This is a genomic window from Aestuariivirga sp., from assembly GCF_020252405.1.
Lineage (GTDB): Bacteria > Pseudomonadota > Alphaproteobacteria > Rhizobiales > Aestuariivirgaceae > Aestuariivirga.
The window spans coordinates 18,880-35,119 of record NZ_JADCDA010000036.1; the positions used below are offsets into that span (position 1 = coordinate 18,880).

Annotated in this window: 14 protein-coding genes and 1 pseudogene; 8 read left to right on the forward strand and 7 right to left on the reverse strand. The window is 67.3% G+C overall.

Annotated features, from left to right (window positions below):
* Positions 1-16: 16 nt before the first annotated feature.
* Positions 17-2,377 (reverse strand): transglycosylase domain-containing protein, encoded by a 2,361-nt coding sequence (locus tag IOC69_RS06850; RefSeq protein ID WP_290542798.1) that lies wholly within the window; start codon positions 2,375-2,377, stop codon positions 17-19.
* A gap of 140 nt (positions 2,378-2,517) precedes the next feature.
* On the opposite strand from IOC69_RS06850, the gene IOC69_RS06855 reads away from it, so the two are divergent.
* Entirely contained in the window at positions 2,518-2,985 is a 468-nt protein-coding gene (locus IOC69_RS06855) for a YcgN family cysteine cluster protein (protein WP_290542799.1), read from the forward strand.
* Between the two features lie 120 nt (positions 2,986-3,105).
* Here the strand turns inward: IOC69_RS06855 and IOC69_RS06860 are convergent, their stop codons facing one another.
* The 6 genes from IOC69_RS06860 to IOC69_RS06885 all read right to left on the reverse strand — a co-directional run bounded on the left by IOC69_RS06860 (position 3,106) and on the right by IOC69_RS06885 (position 10,155).
* Positions 3,106-3,333 (reverse strand): formate dehydrogenase subunit delta, encoded by a 228-nt coding sequence (locus IOC69_RS06860; RefSeq protein WP_290542800.1) that lies wholly within the window; start codon positions 3,331-3,333, stop codon positions 3,106-3,108.
* Positions 3,334-3,335: 2 nt separating this feature from the next.
* Entirely contained in the window at positions 3,336-4,118 is a 783-nt protein-coding gene (gene fdhD, locus IOC69_RS06865; protein ID WP_290542801.1) for a formate dehydrogenase accessory sulfurtransferase FdhD, read from the reverse strand.
* Positions 4,119-4,266: 148 nt separating this feature from the next.
* Complete coding sequence (gene fdhF / locus IOC69_RS06870) at positions 4,267-7,146, reverse strand: formate dehydrogenase subunit alpha (protein WP_290542802.1); 2,880 nt, start codon at positions 7,144-7,146, stop codon at positions 4,267-4,269.
* Positions 7,147-7,158: 12 nt separating this feature from the next.
* The gene (locus tag IOC69_RS06875; RefSeq protein WP_290542803.1) at positions 7,159-8,682 is read right to left on the reverse strand and encodes an NADH-quinone oxidoreductase subunit NuoF; all 1,524 of its coding nucleotides are present in this window, start codon (positions 8,680-8,682) and stop codon (positions 7,159-7,161) included.
* A complete protein-coding gene (locus tag IOC69_RS06880; protein WP_290542804.1) occupies positions 8,679-9,170 on the reverse strand; it encodes a formate dehydrogenase subunit gamma in 492 nt (163 codons plus the stop codon). The genes IOC69_RS06875 and IOC69_RS06880 overlap by 4 nt, the downstream gene beginning before the upstream one ends.
* A gap of 91 nt (positions 9,171-9,261) precedes the next feature.
* Positions 9,262-10,155 (reverse strand): LysR family transcriptional regulator, encoded by an 894-nt coding sequence (locus IOC69_RS06885; protein WP_290542805.1) that lies wholly within the window; start codon positions 10,153-10,155, stop codon positions 9,262-9,264.
* Between the two features lie 127 nt (positions 10,156-10,282).
* Here IOC69_RS06885 and IOC69_RS06890 point away from each other — a divergent pair, with 127 nt between their 5' ends.
* From IOC69_RS06890 to IOC69_RS06920, 7 genes and pseudogenes are all read left to right on the forward strand, one after another.
* Positions 10,283-10,870 (forward strand): hypothetical protein, encoded by a 588-nt coding sequence (locus IOC69_RS06890; RefSeq protein ID WP_290542806.1) that lies wholly within the window; start codon positions 10,283-10,285, stop codon positions 10,868-10,870.
* A complete protein-coding gene (locus IOC69_RS06895) occupies positions 10,833-12,041 on the forward strand; it encodes a terminase family protein (RefSeq protein ID WP_290542841.1) in 1,209 nt (402 codons plus the stop codon). Before IOC69_RS06890 ends, IOC69_RS06895 begins: the two co-directional genes overlap by 38 nt.
* 131 nt (positions 12,042-12,172) lie before the next feature.
* Positions 12,173-13,306, forward strand: a complete 1,134-nt coding sequence (locus tag IOC69_RS06900) for a phage portal protein (RefSeq protein WP_290542807.1) — start codon at positions 12,173-12,175, stop codon at positions 13,304-13,306.
* Between the two features lie 254 nt (positions 13,307-13,560).
* A pseudogene (locus tag IOC69_RS06905) lies at positions 13,561-14,025 on the forward strand (HK97 family phage prohead protease); the annotation flags it as partial.
* A gap of 27 nt (positions 14,026-14,052) precedes the next feature.
* Positions 14,053-15,273 carry a phage major capsid protein gene (locus IOC69_RS06910; protein WP_290542809.1) on the forward strand — a complete coding sequence of 407 codons (1,221 nt, stop codon included), beginning with the start codon at positions 14,053-14,055 and terminating at the stop codon, positions 15,271-15,273.
* Complete coding sequence (locus IOC69_RS06915) at positions 15,273-15,839, forward strand: head-tail connector protein (RefSeq protein ID WP_290542810.1); 567 nt, start codon at positions 15,273-15,275, stop codon at positions 15,837-15,839. The genes IOC69_RS06910 and IOC69_RS06915 overlap by 1 nt, the downstream gene beginning before the upstream one ends.
* Positions 15,836-16,234 (forward strand): DUF3168 domain-containing protein, encoded by a 399-nt coding sequence (locus IOC69_RS06920; protein ID WP_290542811.1) that lies wholly within the window; start codon positions 15,836-15,838, stop codon positions 16,232-16,234. Before IOC69_RS06915 ends, IOC69_RS06920 begins: the two co-directional genes overlap by 4 nt.
* Positions 16,235-16,240: the final 6 nt, after the last annotated feature.

Sequence of the window (16,240 nt, forward strand, 5' to 3'; positions counted from 1 at the left end):
CCCGATCAGATCATGCTCAGAAGATGCTGTCGAAGAGAGTTTTTTTCTTTTTCTTCTTTTTCTGTTTCCTGGGCTCTTCGGGCATTGCCTGGACTGGACCCTCCGCGCCGCCGCCGAAAATCTGGTCGATGAAGCTGCTCTTCCTTTTCGGGCCGGGGGAGTCATCGACATTGGCCTTGGGCAGCACGAGAGCCTCCTGCCTCTTCGGCGCCGCCTTCGCCGCGGCGACAACGGCGGGGTGCACCGGGGGCGTGGTCTCGAACAGGTCGAACATGCCGTTCAGCACGCCATTGACATCGCCCGTGCCGGCCGCGGCCTGCTGGGTGTCGGTGTCCGCCCCCTGCGCCTGGTCGGTTTCATCGCTCACTGCCTCGGGGGCCACGGGCTGCGGCGGCCCGGCGGCGGCCAGCGCATAGGACCCGTCATAGGGCACGCCGGCAAAACCCGCCGGCGTCAGCCCGCGCTCTGCCTCCATCATGATGCGCTTCCAGACCGGCGCGGGAAGGAGGCCGCCCGTCACTTCATTCATCGGCGTGAAGTCATCGTTGCCGAGCCAGACTCCCGCCACATTGTTGCCGGTGAAGCCGATGAACCAGGCGTCGCGATAGCCCTGGTTGGTGCCGGTCTTGCCGGCGGTGGGCTCGAAGGCCAGGTCGGCGCGCTTGCCCGTGCCCTGCTTCACCACGGCGTTGAGCATGGTGTTGAGCTCCGCCACCTTGTTCTCCGGGAAGACGCGCCTGGGCGCTGCGTCCGGGTCCTTGCCGCGTTCGTAGAGCACGTCTCCGTTGGAGCGGCGGATCTCGAGAACCGTATAGGGCCGGGCCGCCAGACCGCCGGAGGCGAAGGAAAGATAGCCGGATGTGAGGTCGATGAGCGACAGCGCGCTGGTGCCCAGCACCATGGACGCCAGGGTTTCGATTCCGCCCCTGATGCCGGCAAGATGCGCCGTCTCGATGATCGCGGGCCGGTCGATGTCCAGCATCAGCTTCACCGGCACGGAATTGTAGGAATGCGCGAGGGCATCGAGCAGCGTGGTGCGGCCGGCATATTTTCCGGTGTAGTTGCGCGGCGCCCAGTTGCCCACCGACACCGGCCCGTCGATGATGGTGTCGGACGGCTTGTAGCCCTTGAGCAGGGCCGCCATGTAGACGAAGGGCTTGAAGGAGGAACCCGACTGGCGCAGCGCATCGGTGGCGCGGCTGAACTGGCTCGCCTCATAGTCGACGCCGCCGACGATGGCGCGCACCGCGCCATCCGGCGCCATCACCACCGCCGCTCCCTGCGTCACGCGATATTGCTCGCTGTTGGCCGCCACTTCCTCCTTGACAATGTTCTGGGCCGCCGTCTGGAGGGGCAGGTTGACAGTGGTCTTCACCTCGAGCACGAAATCGCCGGTGAGGCCCTTGGCGTCGATAACCGACATGGTGTCGCGATAGGCCTGGTCGAGGAACCAGTTGGGGCTGTCGGAAATCTTCTGCTCGATGGGCGTTGCAGGCTCGCGCCGCGCCTCGAGGAGTTCTCCCTGCGTGATGAAGCCCGCGTCCAGCATGCGGTAGAGCACCGTGTTGGCGCGGGCGCGGGCGAGCTCCAGGTTCTGGTGGGGCGCATATTTGGTGGGCGCCTTGAACAGGCCGGCCAGCATCGCCGCCTCGGGCAGCGTGACGTCGCGCACCGACTTGCCGAAATAGAACTGGGACGCCGCCTCGATGCCGTAGTTTCCGCCGCCGAGATAGGAGCGGTCGAGATAGAGCTTGAGGATTTCCTGCTTGGTGAGCCGCGCCTCCAGCCACAGCGACAGGAAGGCCTCGTGCACCTTGCGGCGGATGGTGCGCTCCGGGCTGAGGAACAGGTTCTTCGCCACCTGCTGGGTGAGCGAGGACCCGCCCTGCACCACGTTGTTGGCGCGCGCATTCTGCACGATGGCGCGCAGGGTGCCGATCACATCGACGCCGAAATGCTCGAAGAAGCGGGCGTCCTCGGTGGCGAGAACGGCCTTGATCATGTGCGGCGGAATGTCGGTGAGCGGGATCGCGTCGTCCTGGCGGATGCCGCGGCGGCCGATGATCTCGCCATCCGCCGTGGTGAAGGTGACGGCATATTCGCGGCCGCGGTTCCACACGTCGCCCGTGCCGGAGAAAGGGGGCAGGGCATAGGCCAGCAGCAGGAAGCAGAAAACGACGCCGAAGGTGGCGCCGTCATCCAGCAGATCGATGAAAAGACGCTTCGGGCCCCGGAGGCGGAAGCGTTCGAGAAAATTCGCATAGGCCGAATGGGCGCGCCTGACAAAATCCCAGGTCTCGAATACGGCCGTGCTGACGGCGCCGTCGGCCCGCCAGAGCCGCCCCCACAGGGATTTATGCGATGGAATATTCGACACGCCTCAACCCCATCCCGAGCTCGCCGCCGCTTAAGCTGCGATTGTGACGAAAACGCGCCAGGCCCGAACGCCGCCAACCGGCCCTCCACCATGCCCGCACAAGGTTGACTTTTCGTTTGGATTGCATGCCATTGGGCGTCATGACCGAGCCCCGCCCCTTCTGGAAGATCAAGTCCCTCGCCGAAATGAGCCGCGGGGAGTGGGAACAGCTGTGCGACGGCTGCGGCCGCTGCTGCCTGAACAAGCTGGAGGACGAGGATACGGGCCGGTTCCTCTATACCCGCGCCGCCTGCAAGCTGCTCGATCTCGCCACCTGCCGCTGCACCGACTACCCCAACCGCCAGGCCAAGGTGCCCGATTGCGTGCAGCTGACGCCGGAGAATGTGGGCTCGCTCGGCTGGCTGCCCGCCACCTGCGCCTACCGCCTGCTGGACGAGGGAAAGCCGCTGCCGTGGTGGCACCCGCTGGTCTCCGGCACGCGGGAGACGGTGACCGAGGCGGGGATCGCCGTGGCTGGCGAAGCCTATTCGGAAGAGGGGATCGCGGTCGGGGAACTGGTGGACCACCTGTGGCGGCTGCCGAAGGCAAGGAGGCGGGTGGTGGGGTAGCCCCACGCCTTTCTCAAAGTCATCATCGCCGGGCGCGACCCGGCGATCCTTTTCGGGCGGCGGCAAAAGGATGCCCGGGACGGGCCCGGGCATGATGAGTGTTTGGATGAGATTGCAGGATCAGGCATTGACCGTCTTCGGTCGCCTGATCAAACCGGCGGCCTTGACGATCGTCGGGTCGAGGCCCTCGCCGCCCTTGTCGAGGTGGGCCACCAGCGCGGCGCGCATGTGGGGGTCCCAGAACTTGTTGATGTGCTCGGCGGCGTCCTTCACCGCCAGCTCGGGGCCGGAGCCGTTGAAGAAGGCGGCGATCTGGTTCGCCATCCGGAGCATGTCGTGCTGCTGCATGTTCAGTCCCTCTCGAAGATCATGACGCCGCGGCTTGCGAGTGCGGCCAGTTTGAGCCGCGCCTGCCGCGCCAGCGACAGCGCAAGCGCGGTGGGCGCGGAGACGGTGGCGAGCGCGCCTATCCCCGCAAGGGCGCATTTCTGCACCAATTCGAAGCTGCAGCGGCTGGACATCAGCACGAAGCCCCGCGCGGGGTCAGCCTGCCCGCGGGCCAGCGCGCCGATCAGCTTGTCCAGCGCGGTGTGGCGGCCCACGTCCTCGCGGCTCAGGCGGATTTCTCCGTCCACGGAGCACCAGGCGGCGGCGTGCACCGTGCGGTTCACCCGGCTCATCGGCTGGTGGGCCGGCAGCTGCTCATAGGCGCGGGCCACCGCCTCTGGGCGGAGGTCCACGGCGGGAAGCGCTGAAGACGGCATGCGGACCGCGTCTCTCATGTCCTCGATGCCGCAGAGGCCGCAGCCGGTGCGGCCCTCGATGCCGCGCTTCGCCATGCGGGCGCGGTTGATCTTGTCCTCCGGCGCGCAAAGGTCGACCGCAAAGCCCTGCCCGGACGGGAGCACGAGGACGGCGGTGACATCGGAGGCCTTCGCGACGATCCCCTCGGCGATGGCGAAGCCCACCGCGAAGTCCTCGAAGTCGGCGGGCGTGCCCATCATCACGGCATAGTTCTGCGAATTGAACTGAATGGCGAGTGGCACTTCCTCCGGCACCTGCCAGACGGTTGCCTCGTCGCCCGCCAGCGTGTGGAGGATGCCGTGGGCGGGAACGGACGTGCGCGGCGCCACCCCCTCCCGCAAGGCGGAAGAGGACGCCCGCGCGGCGGGCCGGCGAGGGGACGTGAGCGGCGCGTTCATCACTGCCCCTCACCTGATCCTTGCCGCGCAAGGATCGTCCTCTCCCGCTCCGCGGGAGAGGTTGTGGGAGGAAGCTTGCTCATTCTGCCGCGACCATGGGGGCAATGCGCTTGTTCTCTTCCTCGCGTTCTTCCCACTCCCTCCGCCAGCCGGAGGGCTGGTTGGAGAGGCTCACCTGAACGGCCGTCACCTTGTATTCGGGGCAGTTGGTGGCCCAGTCCGAATTCTCGGTGGTGATCACATTGGCGCCCGACACCGGGTGATGGAAGGTGGTGTAGACCACGCCCTGCGGCATGCGATCGGAAATCCGGGCGCGCAGCGTCGTGGCCCCGACGCGGCTCGAGACCGACACCATGGCGCCGTCCTCGATGCCGCGCAGCTCGGCGTCATGCGGGTGGATGTCGAGCAGGTCTTCCGTGTGCCAGGCCACATTCGCGGTGCGCCGCGTCTGGGCGCCGACATTGTATTGCGACAGAATGCGCCCCGTGGTGAGGATCAGGGGGAAGGAGCGGCTGGTGCGCTCCTCCGTCGGAACGAATTCGGTGACGACGAAACGTCCGGGCCCGCGCACGAAGCCGCCGATGTGCATCAGCGGCGTGCCCTCCGGCGCGCGATCGTTGCAGGGCCACTGGATGGAACCCAGCAGGTCCAGCTTCTCGAAGGAGACGCCGGCGAAAGTGGGGGTGAGCGCGGCGATCTCGTCCATGATCTCGGAGGCGTCGTTGTAATGCATCGGATAGCCCATGGCGGTGGCGAGCTCGGCCACGGCCTGCCACTCGTGCTTGCCCTGCAGCGGCGCCTTGACCATCCGTACACGGTTGATCCGGCGCTCGGCATTGGTGAAGGTGCCGTCCTTCTCGAGGAAGGACGTGCCGGGCAGGAACACGTGGGCGAAGGCGGCGGTCTCGTTCAGGAACAGGTCCTGCACCACCACGCACTCCATCGACTCCAGCGCGCGGTCGACGTGCCTGGTGTTCGGGTCCGACTGGGCGATATCCTCGCCCTGGACGAAAAGCCCCTTGTAGCTGCCCTCGATGGCGGCATCGAACATGTTGGGAATGCGCAGGCCCGGTTCGCCGTCGAGCGCTGTCCGCCAGACGGTCTCGAACATCCGGCGCACCGTGTCGTCGCCGACATGGCGGTAGCCCGAGAACTCGTGCGGGAAGGAGCCCATGTCGCAGGAGCCCTGCACATTGTTCTGCCCACGGAGCGGATTGACGCCCACCCCGTTGCGCCCGACATTGCCCGTGGCCATGGCGAGGTTGGCCATGCCCATGACCATGGTGGAGCCCTGGCTGTGCTCGGTGACGCCGAGGCCGTAATAGATCGCGCCATTGCCGCCCGTGGCGAAGAGGCGGGCCGCGGCGCGGACTTCAGCGGCGGGAACGCCGGTGACCGGCTCCAGCGCCTCAGGCGAATTGCGCTCCTCGCGGATGAAGGCTTCCCAGCGGGCGAACTCGGCCGCGTCGCAGCGCTCCCTGATGTAGTCCCGCTTCTCGAGACCCTCGGTCATGATCACATGCGCCAGCGCGTTGATGACCGCCACGTTCGTGCCGGGTCTCAGCTGCAGGTGATGCGCGGCCTTCACATGAGCCGTCTCGACCAGGTCAATCTTGCGCGGGTCGGCGACGATGAGTTTCGCGCCCGCCCGGATGCGCCGCTTCATGCGCGAGCCGAAGACGGGGTGCGCGTCCGTCGGGTTGGCGCCGATCAGGAGCAGCACGTCGGCCTCGTCGACCGACCTGAAGTCCTGCGTGCCGGCCGAGGTGCCGAAGGTGCGCGACAGGCCGTAGCCCGTGGGCGAGTGGCAAACGCGGGCGCAGGTGTCGACGTTGTTGTTCCTGAAGGCCGCGCGGATCATCTTCTGCACCGCGAAGACTTCCTCGTTGGTGCAGCGCGACGAGGTGATGCCGCCGATCGAGGTGCGGCCGTATTTCTCCTGGATCGCCCTGAAGCGCGCCGCGGCATGGCCGATGGCCTCGTCCCAGGAGACTTCCCTCCACGGATCGGTGATCCGTTCACGGATCATCGGGCTGGTGATGCGGTCCTTGTGGGTGGTGTAGCCCCAGGCGAAACGGCCCTTGACGCAGGAGTGGCCCTCATTCGCCCCGCCGTCCTTGTAAGGCACCATGCGGACGACCTGGTCGCCCTTCATCTCGGCCTTGAAGGAGCAGCCCACGCCGCAATAGGCGCAGGTGGTGACGACGGAATGCTCCGGCTGGCCCATCCCGATCACCGACTTCTCGGTGAGGGTGGCCGTCGGGCAGGCCTGCACGCAGGCGCCGCAGGAAACGCATTCGGAGTCGAGAAAGCCTTCGTCCATGCCGGCGGAGACGTGGCTGTCGAAGCCGCGGCCGTCGATGGTGAGCGCGAAGGTGCCCTGAACCTCCTCGCAGGCCCTGACACAGCGCGAGCAGACGATGCACTTCGCCGGGTCGAAGGTGAAATAGGGGTTGGAGTCATCCTTGGGCTGCCAGCGGATGTTCCGCGAACCGTCGGCGCGATTCCTGAAGACGTGGTTGTCGCCTTCGTAACCATAGCGCACCTCGCGCAGGCCCACGGCCCCGGCCATGTCCTGCAATTCGCAGTCGCCGTTCGCGGCGCAGGTGAGGCAGTCCAGCGGGTGGTCGGAGATATAGAGCTCCATCACGCCCCTGCGCAGCCTGGCGAGACGATCCGTCTGTGTACGGACTTTAATGCACGGGGCGACGGGCGTGGTGCAGGAGGCGGGCGTGCCCTTGCGGCCCTCGATCTCGACAAGGCAGAGGCGGCAGGAACCGAAGGCGTCCAGCATGTCGGTGGCGCAGAGCTTCGGGACCTTGGTGCCGAGCTCCATGGCGGCGCGCATGATCGAGGTGCCCTCGGGCACGGTGATCTGCTGGCCGTCGATCTCCAGCGTGACCATCTTCTCCGAGGCCGCTTGCGGAGTGCCGTAGTCGGTTTCCTTGATGAGGGTCATCCGTGTGGCTCCTTATTCGGCGGCAAGCGCTGCCGGCTTGTCGAAATCTTCGGGGAAATGCCTGATGGCGCTCATGACCGGCATGGGGGTCAGGCCCCCCATGGCGCAGAGCGAGCCGTCCGTCATGGTCTGGCAGAGGTCGGAGAGGAGTTCGAGGTTCGCGTCACGATCCTCGCCCGCCACGATCTTGTCGATCACCTCGACGCCGCGCGTCGAGCCGATTCGGCAGGGCGTGCATTTGCCGCAGGATTCAATCGCGCAGAATTCCATGGCGAAGCGCGCCTGGGCTGCCATGTCCACCGTCTCGTCGAACACCACGATGCCGCCGTGGCCGACCATGGCCCCCGCTGCGGCGAGGGTTTCGTAATCCATGGCCAAGTCGAGCTGCGAGGCCGGAACGTAGGCGCCGAGCGGGCCGCCGACCTGGATGGCGCGGATGGGCTTGCCCGTGAAGGTGCCGCCGCCGAAACCCTCGACCAGCTCGCGCAGCGTGACGCCGAAGGCCTTCTCCACCAGGCCGCCCTGCCTGATATTGCCGGCAAGCTGGAAGGGCAGGGTGCCGCGCGAACGGCCCATGCCGTAATTCATGTAGGCCGCGCCGCCCTGGGCGAGGATGAAGGGCACGGCGGCGAAGCTCAGCACGTTGTTGATGACGGTGGGCTTGCCGAACAGGCCCTCCAGCGCCGGGATCGGCGGCTTGGGGCGCACCGTGCCGCGCTTGCCCTCAAGCGATTCGAGCATGGCGGTCTCCTCGCCGCAGATATAGGAGCCCGCGCCGCGGCGGACCTCAAGATAAAAGCTTTTGTCCGTACCCTGAATATTGGCGCCGAGCCAGTTCGCGGCAATCGCGGCGCCGATCGCCTCCTTCATGATGGCGATGGCATCGGGGTATTCCGAGCGGATATAGATGAAGCCCTTCGTGGCGCCGACGGCGAGGGCGGCGATCGTCATGCCCTCGATGAGCATGAGGGGGTCGCCCTCCATCACCATGCGGTCGGCGAAGGTGCCTGAGTCGCCCTCGTCGGCGTTGCAGCAGACATATTTCTGGTCGGCCTGTGCATCGAGCACGGTCTTCCACTTGATGCCGGTGGGGAAGCCAGCACCGCCGCGGCCGCGCAAGCCTGACCCGGTGACTTCAGCGACGACGGCTGAACCTGCAAGGCCCAGCGCCTTGTTCAGGCCCTCGAAGCCGCCGTGGGCCACGTAATCCGGCACGGAGACCGGATCGGTGATGCCGCAGCGCGCAAAGGTGAGGCGCTCCTGATTCCTGAGATAGGGGTGGTCCTCGATCTTGCCGAGGCGCAGGCGGTGCGCGCCCGCGGTGGCGATGGGAAGCGAGGCCACGTCCTCGACGGTGACCGGGCCATAGGCGATGCGGCCGTCCCTGGTCTCGACCTCGACGAGGGGTTCGAGGAACAGCAGGCCGCGGGAGCCATTGCGGATCACCTGGTGGCCAGCGGCGGCAAGTGCCGCGGCCACTTCGTCGGCACCGACCGAGCGGGCGGCGGAATCACGGGGAACGAAGACCTTGCTCATGAGCGGCACTCCGCGGCGATCTTCTCGAACTTCCCGGCGTCCACGCGACCTATCAGCCTGTCATCCACCATCACGGCGGGGGAAAGGGCGCAATTGCCGAGGCAATAGGCGGCCTCGAGCGTGATCGCGCCATCGGCGGTGGTCTGGCCCAGCTTTACCTTCAGGAAACGCTCGATCATGGAGACGAGCTCGTTCGCCCCCATGGACTGGCAGGCTTCGGCCCGGCAGACCTTGATGACGTGGCGACCGGCGGGCTCGCGGCGGTAATCGTGATAGAAGGTGACGACCCCGTGAACCTCGGCGCGCGACAGGTTCAGCGATTTGGCCAGCGCCGGAAGGGCGGCCTCGGGAACAAAGCCCAGCTGCTCCTGCAGATCATGCAGGATTTCCAGCAGCGCGTCAGCGCGGTTGCCGTGACGGAGGGCGATCTCCCGGGCGACCGTCGCCTCGCGCGGGGTTTGGTCGGGCAGGGTGGTTTTTCCGGACATGTCACCTTTATGGCGCATGCCGTGTGTAAACTCCAATTGACGGATGCTATGGGGTCATAGGCGGGGCATATGAGCGGCTTCGCCCGCGGCCCTATGCCTTCAGCGTCCGGGCGGCGGCGAAGAGGGCGGCGACCAGGGGGGAGAGCGGCTCGCGCGGCAGGCCGACAAGGCCCACCTTGTGCTCAACCCTCGGATCGGTGAGCGGAATCGCCTTCACGCCGTCGATCTTGCCCAGCACGTGGATGAAGTAATCCGGCATGATCGAGGAGAGGCCCATGGACTTGACCGAGGCCAGGAGGTTCATGATCGAATTGGTCTCAAGCCGGGGCGAGGGGTGGGCATTGGCCAGCGCGAAGGCCCGGTCGACGATGCGGCGGTTCTGCATGTTGGGCGTGAGCAGGCAGAGCGGCTCGCGGGCGGCCTCGGTCCAGGTGACCGACTCTTTGTCCGTATACGGAGAATTCGCGCCGACGAAGAGCGAGTAATGCTCCGCGTAGAGCGGGTGCCGCATCAGGCCCTCCACCGGCTCGTTGTCGAGATAGGTGATGCCGGCGTCAATGGCGTGTTCGTGCAGGTTCCTCAGGATCTCCTCGGAGGATTGCGAGAGCACGGTGAACTCCACCGAGCGGTGCTCCCGCTCCATGGCGCGGGTGAGGAGCGAGACCTTGGGCAGGGCCGAGGGGATGACGCCGAGGACAAGGCGGCCCGCCAGCTCGCCCTTCCGCGAGCGGATGGCGCCGAGCTCCTGCGTGAGGCTCCGCCAGTTGTCGAGGATGAGATGAGCCCATTTCAGCACGCGCTCGCCTTCGGGGGTGAGCCCGATATAGCGCTGGCCGCGCTCGACGATGGGAACGCCCAGCTCCTGCTCCAGCTGGCGGATGCGGCCCGACAGCGTGGGCTGCGTGACGTGGCAGGCCTGGGCGGCGCGAGTGAAGTGCTTTTCGCGCGCCAGGGCCGCGAGATACTGAAGCTGGCGGATATCCATGGCACTGGATTAGCGGGGGACGGTGACGGTTCAAGGACAAAAGAAAATTCCTCGAAACTGAAAATAGTCCTTGACAGCGCGCGCTCATTGGGGTATAAAGGCGCATACTCCACAAATGGGTGAAGAGATGAGCGGCGACGGTGATGAACCGGCGCCCGCCGCCGTTTGGGCGCGGGTGCGGGAGCGGTACGAGAATGGCATCGAGGCGGTGACGGCCATCGCCAGGGATGCGGGGATCACGCGGCAGGCGCTGTCCGCGCGGGCGCGGGCCGAGGGCTGGAAGATGCGCGGCTATGCGCACGCCCAGAGCAGGCGGGCGCAGGGCACAAGGGCCACGCTCGCCCGCTTCAAGGCGCTGCTGCAGCAGAGGCTGACGGAATTCGAGGCCCAGATCGGGACGCTTTCGGCGGAGGCGAACGCCGCCACGAGCGAACGCGACATCCGGGCGATGAACACGCTGGTCAGAACACTGGAGAAGGTTCTTGAACTCGAACGCAAGGAACGCGCCCGGCGGTCCGCCCGGCGCAAGCACGACAGGCGCTTTGATGACGCGGAGCGTGAGGCGCTTGCGGACAAGCTTGAGGGACTTCAGCGCGAACTGCGAGCCGACGGACCTCGACAGCCTGAGCCGGACGCTGCCGATCCACCAGGTGAAGGGGATCAACCGCGACTGGCGGATGTGGGGGCGGCTGGGCAAGCAGCTGCCGCCGGATGAAATCGACTGGCGCAGCTGGCTGATCCTGGGCGGACGCGGCGCGGGCAAGACCCGCGCCGGGGCCGAATGGGTGAAGGCGCAGGCGCTGGGGGACTGGGCGAACGGCACGGCGCAGGCACGGCGCATCGCCATCGTCGGACCCACCCTCGATCAGGCGCGCAGCGTGATGATCGAGGGAAAGTCCGGGCTGCTCTCTGTCCACATGGAAGCGGAGCGGCCTCTCTATGAGCCGTCGAAGCGGCTCCTCACCTGGCCCAACGGCGCGGTGGCGCAGGTGTTCTCGGCGGACGAGCCGGAGAGCCTGCGCGGCCCGCAGTTCGACGCGGCCTGGTGCGACGAGCTTGCCAAGTGGCGGCTGGGCGAACAGGTCTGGGACATGCTGGCCTTCGCGCTGCGCCTGGGCGAAGCCCCCCGCGTGGTGATCACCACCACGCCGCGGCCCGTGCCGCTGGTGAAAAGGTTGCTGGGCGACCCCGCCACGGCGGTGACGCACACGGCGACCTTCGACAATGCGACGAACCTGGCGAAGAGCTTCCTCGCCGGTGTGACCGAGCGTTACGGCGGCACCAGGCTCGGCCGGCAGGAGCTGAACGGAGAGCTGATCGAGGACGATCCGGATGCGCTGTTCCGCCGCGCGCTGATCGAGGGCGGCCGCGTGAAGGCGGCCCCCGAGCTGAAGCGCGTGGTGGTGGCGGTGGACCCGCCGGCGGGCCACGGGAAAAAGGCCAATGCCTGCGGGATCGTCTGCGTGGGACTGGGGATCGACGGTGTCGCCTATGTGCTGGACGACCATTCGCTGGAGCGGGCCAAGCCCATCCAGTGGGCGGAGCGGGCGGTGGCCTTGTACCATGCGCGCAAGGCAAGCCGCGTGGTGGCGGAGGTGAACCAGGGCGGCGCCATGGTGGAGGCCGTGATGCGCGAGGTGGACGGGACATTGTCCTTCCGCGCCGTGCACGCAACGCGCGGGAAACATGCCCGCGCGGAGCCGGTGGCCGCCCTGTACGAGCAGGGCCGGGTGCGGCATGCGGGGGCCTTCCCCGAACTGGAGGACGAGATGTGCAGCGCGCTGGGCGAAGGCATGAAGAGCCCCGACCGGCTCGACGCGCTGGTCTGGGCGGTGAGCGACCTGATGCTCAGGCGGCAGGCGGAGCCGCGGGTGCGGGTGGTTTAGGTTTCCATTTCAACCCTCGATGCCGTCACCCCGGCGAAGGCCGGGGTCCAGCTTTGGGCGTCGACCATGCGGAAAGAAAGCTGGATCCCGGCCTTCGCCGGGATGACGACCGTTGGGATTGTGAGGTGAGTATGTTCGACAAAGTAAAACGTTTCTTCGCCACCGAAACCAAGCGCTCCGCCACGGCGCCCCTGATCGCGCTGCATCAGGCGGGGCGGCCGCGGTGGACGCCGCGGAATTACGCGGCGCTTGCGCAGGAGGGGTTCGCATCGAATGCCATCGGCTATCGCTGCGTGCGCATGATCGCGGAGGCGGCGGGCTCGCTGCCCTGGCTGCTCTATGAAGGTGACCGCGAGATCGGCGCGCATCCGCTGCTCGACCTGCTGAGGCGCCCCAACCCCGGCCAGCCGGGGCGGGAGTTCGGCGAGCAGCTCCATGGCTTCCTGCTGGTGGCGGGCAATGCCTATGTGGAGAAGGTGGAGATCGACGGGCTGCCGCGCGAGCTGCATGCGCTGCGGCCGGACAGGATGAGGGCGGTGGCGTCCGACAACGGCTGGGCGGAGGCCTATGATTACTCCGTCAACGGACAATCGGTGCGGCTGCCGCGCGAGAACGTGCTGCAGCTCCGGCTGTTCAACCCGCTGAACGACCATTACGGCATGTCGCCGCTCGAAGCCGCGCAGCCGGCGGTCGACACGCACAATGCGGCCTCCGGCTGGAACAAGGCGATGCTCGACAATTCGGCCCGGCCTTCCGGCGCGCTGGTTTACGCCTCGGGCGACGGGCATCTGACGGTGGAGCAGTTCGAGCGGCTGAAGAAGGAGCTGGAGGAGAGCTACCAGGGCGCCTCCAACGCCGGAAGGCCGATGGTTCTGGAAGGCGGCCTCGACTGGAAGGAGATGGGCTATTCGCCCAAGGACATGGAATTCAGCGCGGCAAAGGATGGCGCGGCGCGGGAGATCGCGCTGGCATTCGGAGTGCCTCCGATGCTGCTCGGCATTCCGGGCGACAATACCTTCGCCAATTTCATGGAGGCGAACCGCAGCTTCTGGCGGCAGACCGTGCTGCCCATGGCGAGCCGCGTGGCCGAGGCGATGACGGGGTTTCTGTGTTCGGGCTCCCTCCGGCTCACCCATGATCTGGATCAGGTCGAGGCGCTGGCCGCCGACCGCGAGGCGCTGTGGGCGAGAGTCGGGAAGGCGGAGTTCCTGACGGATGACGAGAAGAGGGCGGCCGTGGGCTATGGGGCGGTGAAAAGCACGTAGAACAAACAACCCCCTTCAGTCCGTCATCCCGGCGAAAGCCGGGACCCAGCTTTCCGCTGGGTTGATGCCCAAAGCGGGGCCCCGGCTTTCGCCGGGGTGACGGCATGAGGGGAGTGCGTGCCCGACGCCCGAAGCGGGGTTCCGGCTTTCGCCGGGGTGACGGCATGAGGGGAGTGCGTGCCCGACGCCCGAAGCGGGGTTCCGGCTTTCGCCGGGGTGACGGCAAGAAAACTGAAGTTGGAGAGATGAGGACAATGCAGACCCGCCGGGAAATGAGCCCGATGGGGCAGCCGCTTTGCGCCTGCTCGGGATCGGGGGTGTTCAGTGGCTACGCGAGCCTGTTCGGGGCGCGCGATCAGTCGGGCGATGTGGTGATGCCCGGCGCCTTCGCGGCCTCGCTCAGCAAGCGCGGCGCCTCCGACGTGCGCATGCTGTTCCAGCATGACGCGGCCGAGCCCGTGGGGACCTGGATCGACCTGCACGAGACGCCGAAGGGCCTGCATGTGACGGGCCGCCTCGACAGGAATGTGCAGCGGGCGCGGGAATTGCTCTCGCTGCTCGAAACGCGGGGCCTTGACGGCCTGTCGATCGGCTTCCGCACGGTGCGGGCGCGGCGCGACAGGGCGTCGGCCTCCCGGCTGCTCACCGAAATCGACCTCTGGGAGATCTCGCTGGTGACTTTCCCGATGCTCCCCGGAGCGCGGGTGACCGGCATGAAGTGTGTTGCAAACAGAAAGGGTAAGTGAATGGAGACGGGACTTGAGACCAAGGTCGCCTTCGGCGACATGATGCAGGCCTTCGAGGCCTTCAAGGACGCGAATGACGAGCGCCTCGACCAGATCGAGAAGCGCATGGCGGCGGATGTGGTGACCTCCGAGAAGGTGGACCGCATCAACCGCGCGGTGGACGACGCCAGGGCCAGGCTCGACGAGCTGACGCTGAAGTCGCGCCGCCCGCAGCTTGCGGGCGAGACGGCGGACGCACAGCCCGTGGCGCGCGAGCACAAGGCGGCCTTCGACACCTATGTGAGGAAGGGCGAGGCCCACGGTCTTGCGGCGCTGGAGGCCAAGGCCATGTCGGTGGGCTCCGGCCCCGATGGCGGCTTCCTGGTGCCGCCGGAGGTCGAGGCCGAGATCGGGCGCAGGCTCTATGCGATCTCGCCGCTGCGCTCCATCAGCTCCATCCGCCAGATTTCGGCGGCGCTCTACAAGAAGCCGTTCTCGACGAATGGACTGGCGAACGGCTGGGTGGGCGAGACGCAGACCAGGCCGGAGACGGGCTCGATCACGCTGGCCGAGCTGCAGTTTCCGGCGATGGAGCTCTATGCCATGCCGTCGGCCACGCAGACGCTGCTCGACGACGCCATCGTCAACATCGACCAGTGGCTGGCCGAGGAAGTGCAGCTGGTGTTCGCCGAGCAGGAGGGCATCGCCTTCGTCAACGGCGATGGCGTGAACAAGCCCAGGGGCTTCCTCGGCTACACCAAGGTGGCGGATGCGACCTGGACCTGGGGCAATGTCGGCTATCTCGCCACCGGCGTGGCGGGGGGCTTCCCGGCCACCAACCCGTCCGACCGGCTGATCGACCTGATCTATGCGCTGAAGATCGGCTATCGCCAGAATGCGAGCTGGGTGATGAACCGCCGCACCCAGAGTGCGATCCGCAAGTTCCGCGACGTGAACGGAAATTACCTGTGGGAGCCCGCCGCACGGCCCGACGGCAAGGCGACGCTGATGAACTTCCCCATCACCGAATGCGAGCCGATGCCCGATGTGACAACCGACAGCTTCGCGCTGGGCTTCGGCGATTTCGCCTCCGGTTACCTGGTCGTCGACCGCGTGGGCGTGCGGGTGCTGCGCGATCCCTACTCCGCCAAGCCCTATGTGCTGTTCTACACCACGAAGCGCGTGGGCGGTGGCATCCAGAACTTCGAGGCGGTCAAGCTGATGAAGTTCGGCCTCACGTGATGGGCCAGGTGCTTGTGCAGGCCCCGGCGAGCGAGCCCGTCTCGCTCGCCGAGGCCAAGGCGCAGCTGCGCGTGGTCAATGCCGACGACGACCAGCTGATCGCCTCGCTCGTCACCGCCGCCAGGCGCGTGGTGGAGGCGCGGACCGGCCTCAGCCTCATCGCGCAGGACTGGCTGTGTTTCCGCGATCAGTGGCCCGGGGATGGTGCGATCGAGCTTCCCGTAGCACCCCTGCGGGCGGTGGAGGAGATCGCGGTCTTCGGCGAGGACGATGCCAAGGCGGTGATCGACCCGGCGCATTACTTCGCGGATGCCGCGTCGCGGCCGCCCCGCGTGCTGCTGCGCGGCTCGCGCGAATGGCCGCGTCCGGGGCGGGCGGCGAACGGCATCGCCATCCGCGCCGAGGCGGGTTTCGGCACATCCCCCCAGGATGTGCCGCAGCCGCTGCGCCAGGCCATCCTGCTGCTCGTCGCGCATTTCTATGCGCAGCGCGGCGAGGAGGCGGGGAGCGGCGTGCCGCTGACGCTCAACGCGCTGCTCGAGCCTTACCGCATGGTGCGGCTGTGAGCGCGGGGCTGGCCCTGCAGGAGGCGATGCGCGCCCGGCTCATCGCCGATGGCGCGGTGACGGCGGCCCTGGGCGGCGCTTACGTCTTTGACGAGGCGCCGCGCGGCGCGCCGCCGGCTTACGTGGAGTTCACCTCCCTCGACACGCGGGACTGGAGCACCTTCGGCGAGGGCGGCTTCGAGCATTTCGTGTCGCTGGCGGTGCGCTCCAACAGCCGCGGGCGGACCCAGGCGCAGGAAGTCTCGGCGGCTGTCGAGGCTGCCCTCGATGGCGCGGAACTCACGCTGCCGGGCCACCGGCTGGTGAACCTGCGGCTGATGTTCTGGAGCGTGGCGAAGACCGGGCAGTATTTCGGCGCGTCGCTGCGCTTCCGCGCGGCGACGGAACCTCTTTAGGAGAGA

Coding starts and splice junctions, on each gene's coding strand:
- IOC69_RS06855 (WP_290542799.1), top strand. CDS start 2,518: ATGACCGAGCCCCGCCCCTTCTGGAAGATCAAGTCCCTCGCCGAAATG.
- IOC69_RS06860 (WP_290542800.1), bottom strand. CDS start 3,333: ATGCAGCAGCACGACATGCTCCGGATGGCGAACCAGATCGCCGCCTTC.
- fdhF (WP_290542802.1), bottom strand. CDS start 7,146: ATGACCCTCATCAAGGAAACCGACTACGGCACTCCGCAAGCGGCCTCG.
- IOC69_RS06875 (WP_290542803.1), bottom strand. CDS start 8,682: ATGAGCAAGGTCTTCGTTCCCCGTGATTCCGCCGCCCGCTCGGTCGGT.
- IOC69_RS06880 (WP_290542804.1), bottom strand. CDS start 9,170: ATGTCCGGAAAAACCACCCTGCCCGACCAAACCCCGCGCGAGGCGACG.
- IOC69_RS06885 (WP_290542805.1), bottom strand. CDS start 10,155: ATGGATATCCGCCAGCTTCAGTATCTCGCGGCCCTGGCGCGCGAAAAG.
- IOC69_RS06890 (WP_290542806.1), top strand. CDS start 10,283: ATGAGCGGCGACGGTGATGAACCGGCGCCCGCCGCCGTTTGGGCGCGG.
- IOC69_RS06895 (WP_290542841.1), top strand. CDS start 10,833: ATGTGGGGGCGGCTGGGCAAGCAGCTGCCGCCGGATGAAATCGACTGG.
- IOC69_RS06900 (WP_290542807.1), top strand. CDS start 12,173: ATGTTCGACAAAGTAAAACGTTTCTTCGCCACCGAAACCAAGCGCTCC.
- IOC69_RS06910 (WP_290542809.1), top strand. CDS start 14,053: ATGGAGACGGGACTTGAGACCAAGGTCGCCTTCGGCGACATGATGCAG.
- IOC69_RS06915 (WP_290542810.1), top strand. CDS start 15,273: ATGGGCCAGGTGCTTGTGCAGGCCCCGGCGAGCGAGCCCGTCTCGCTC.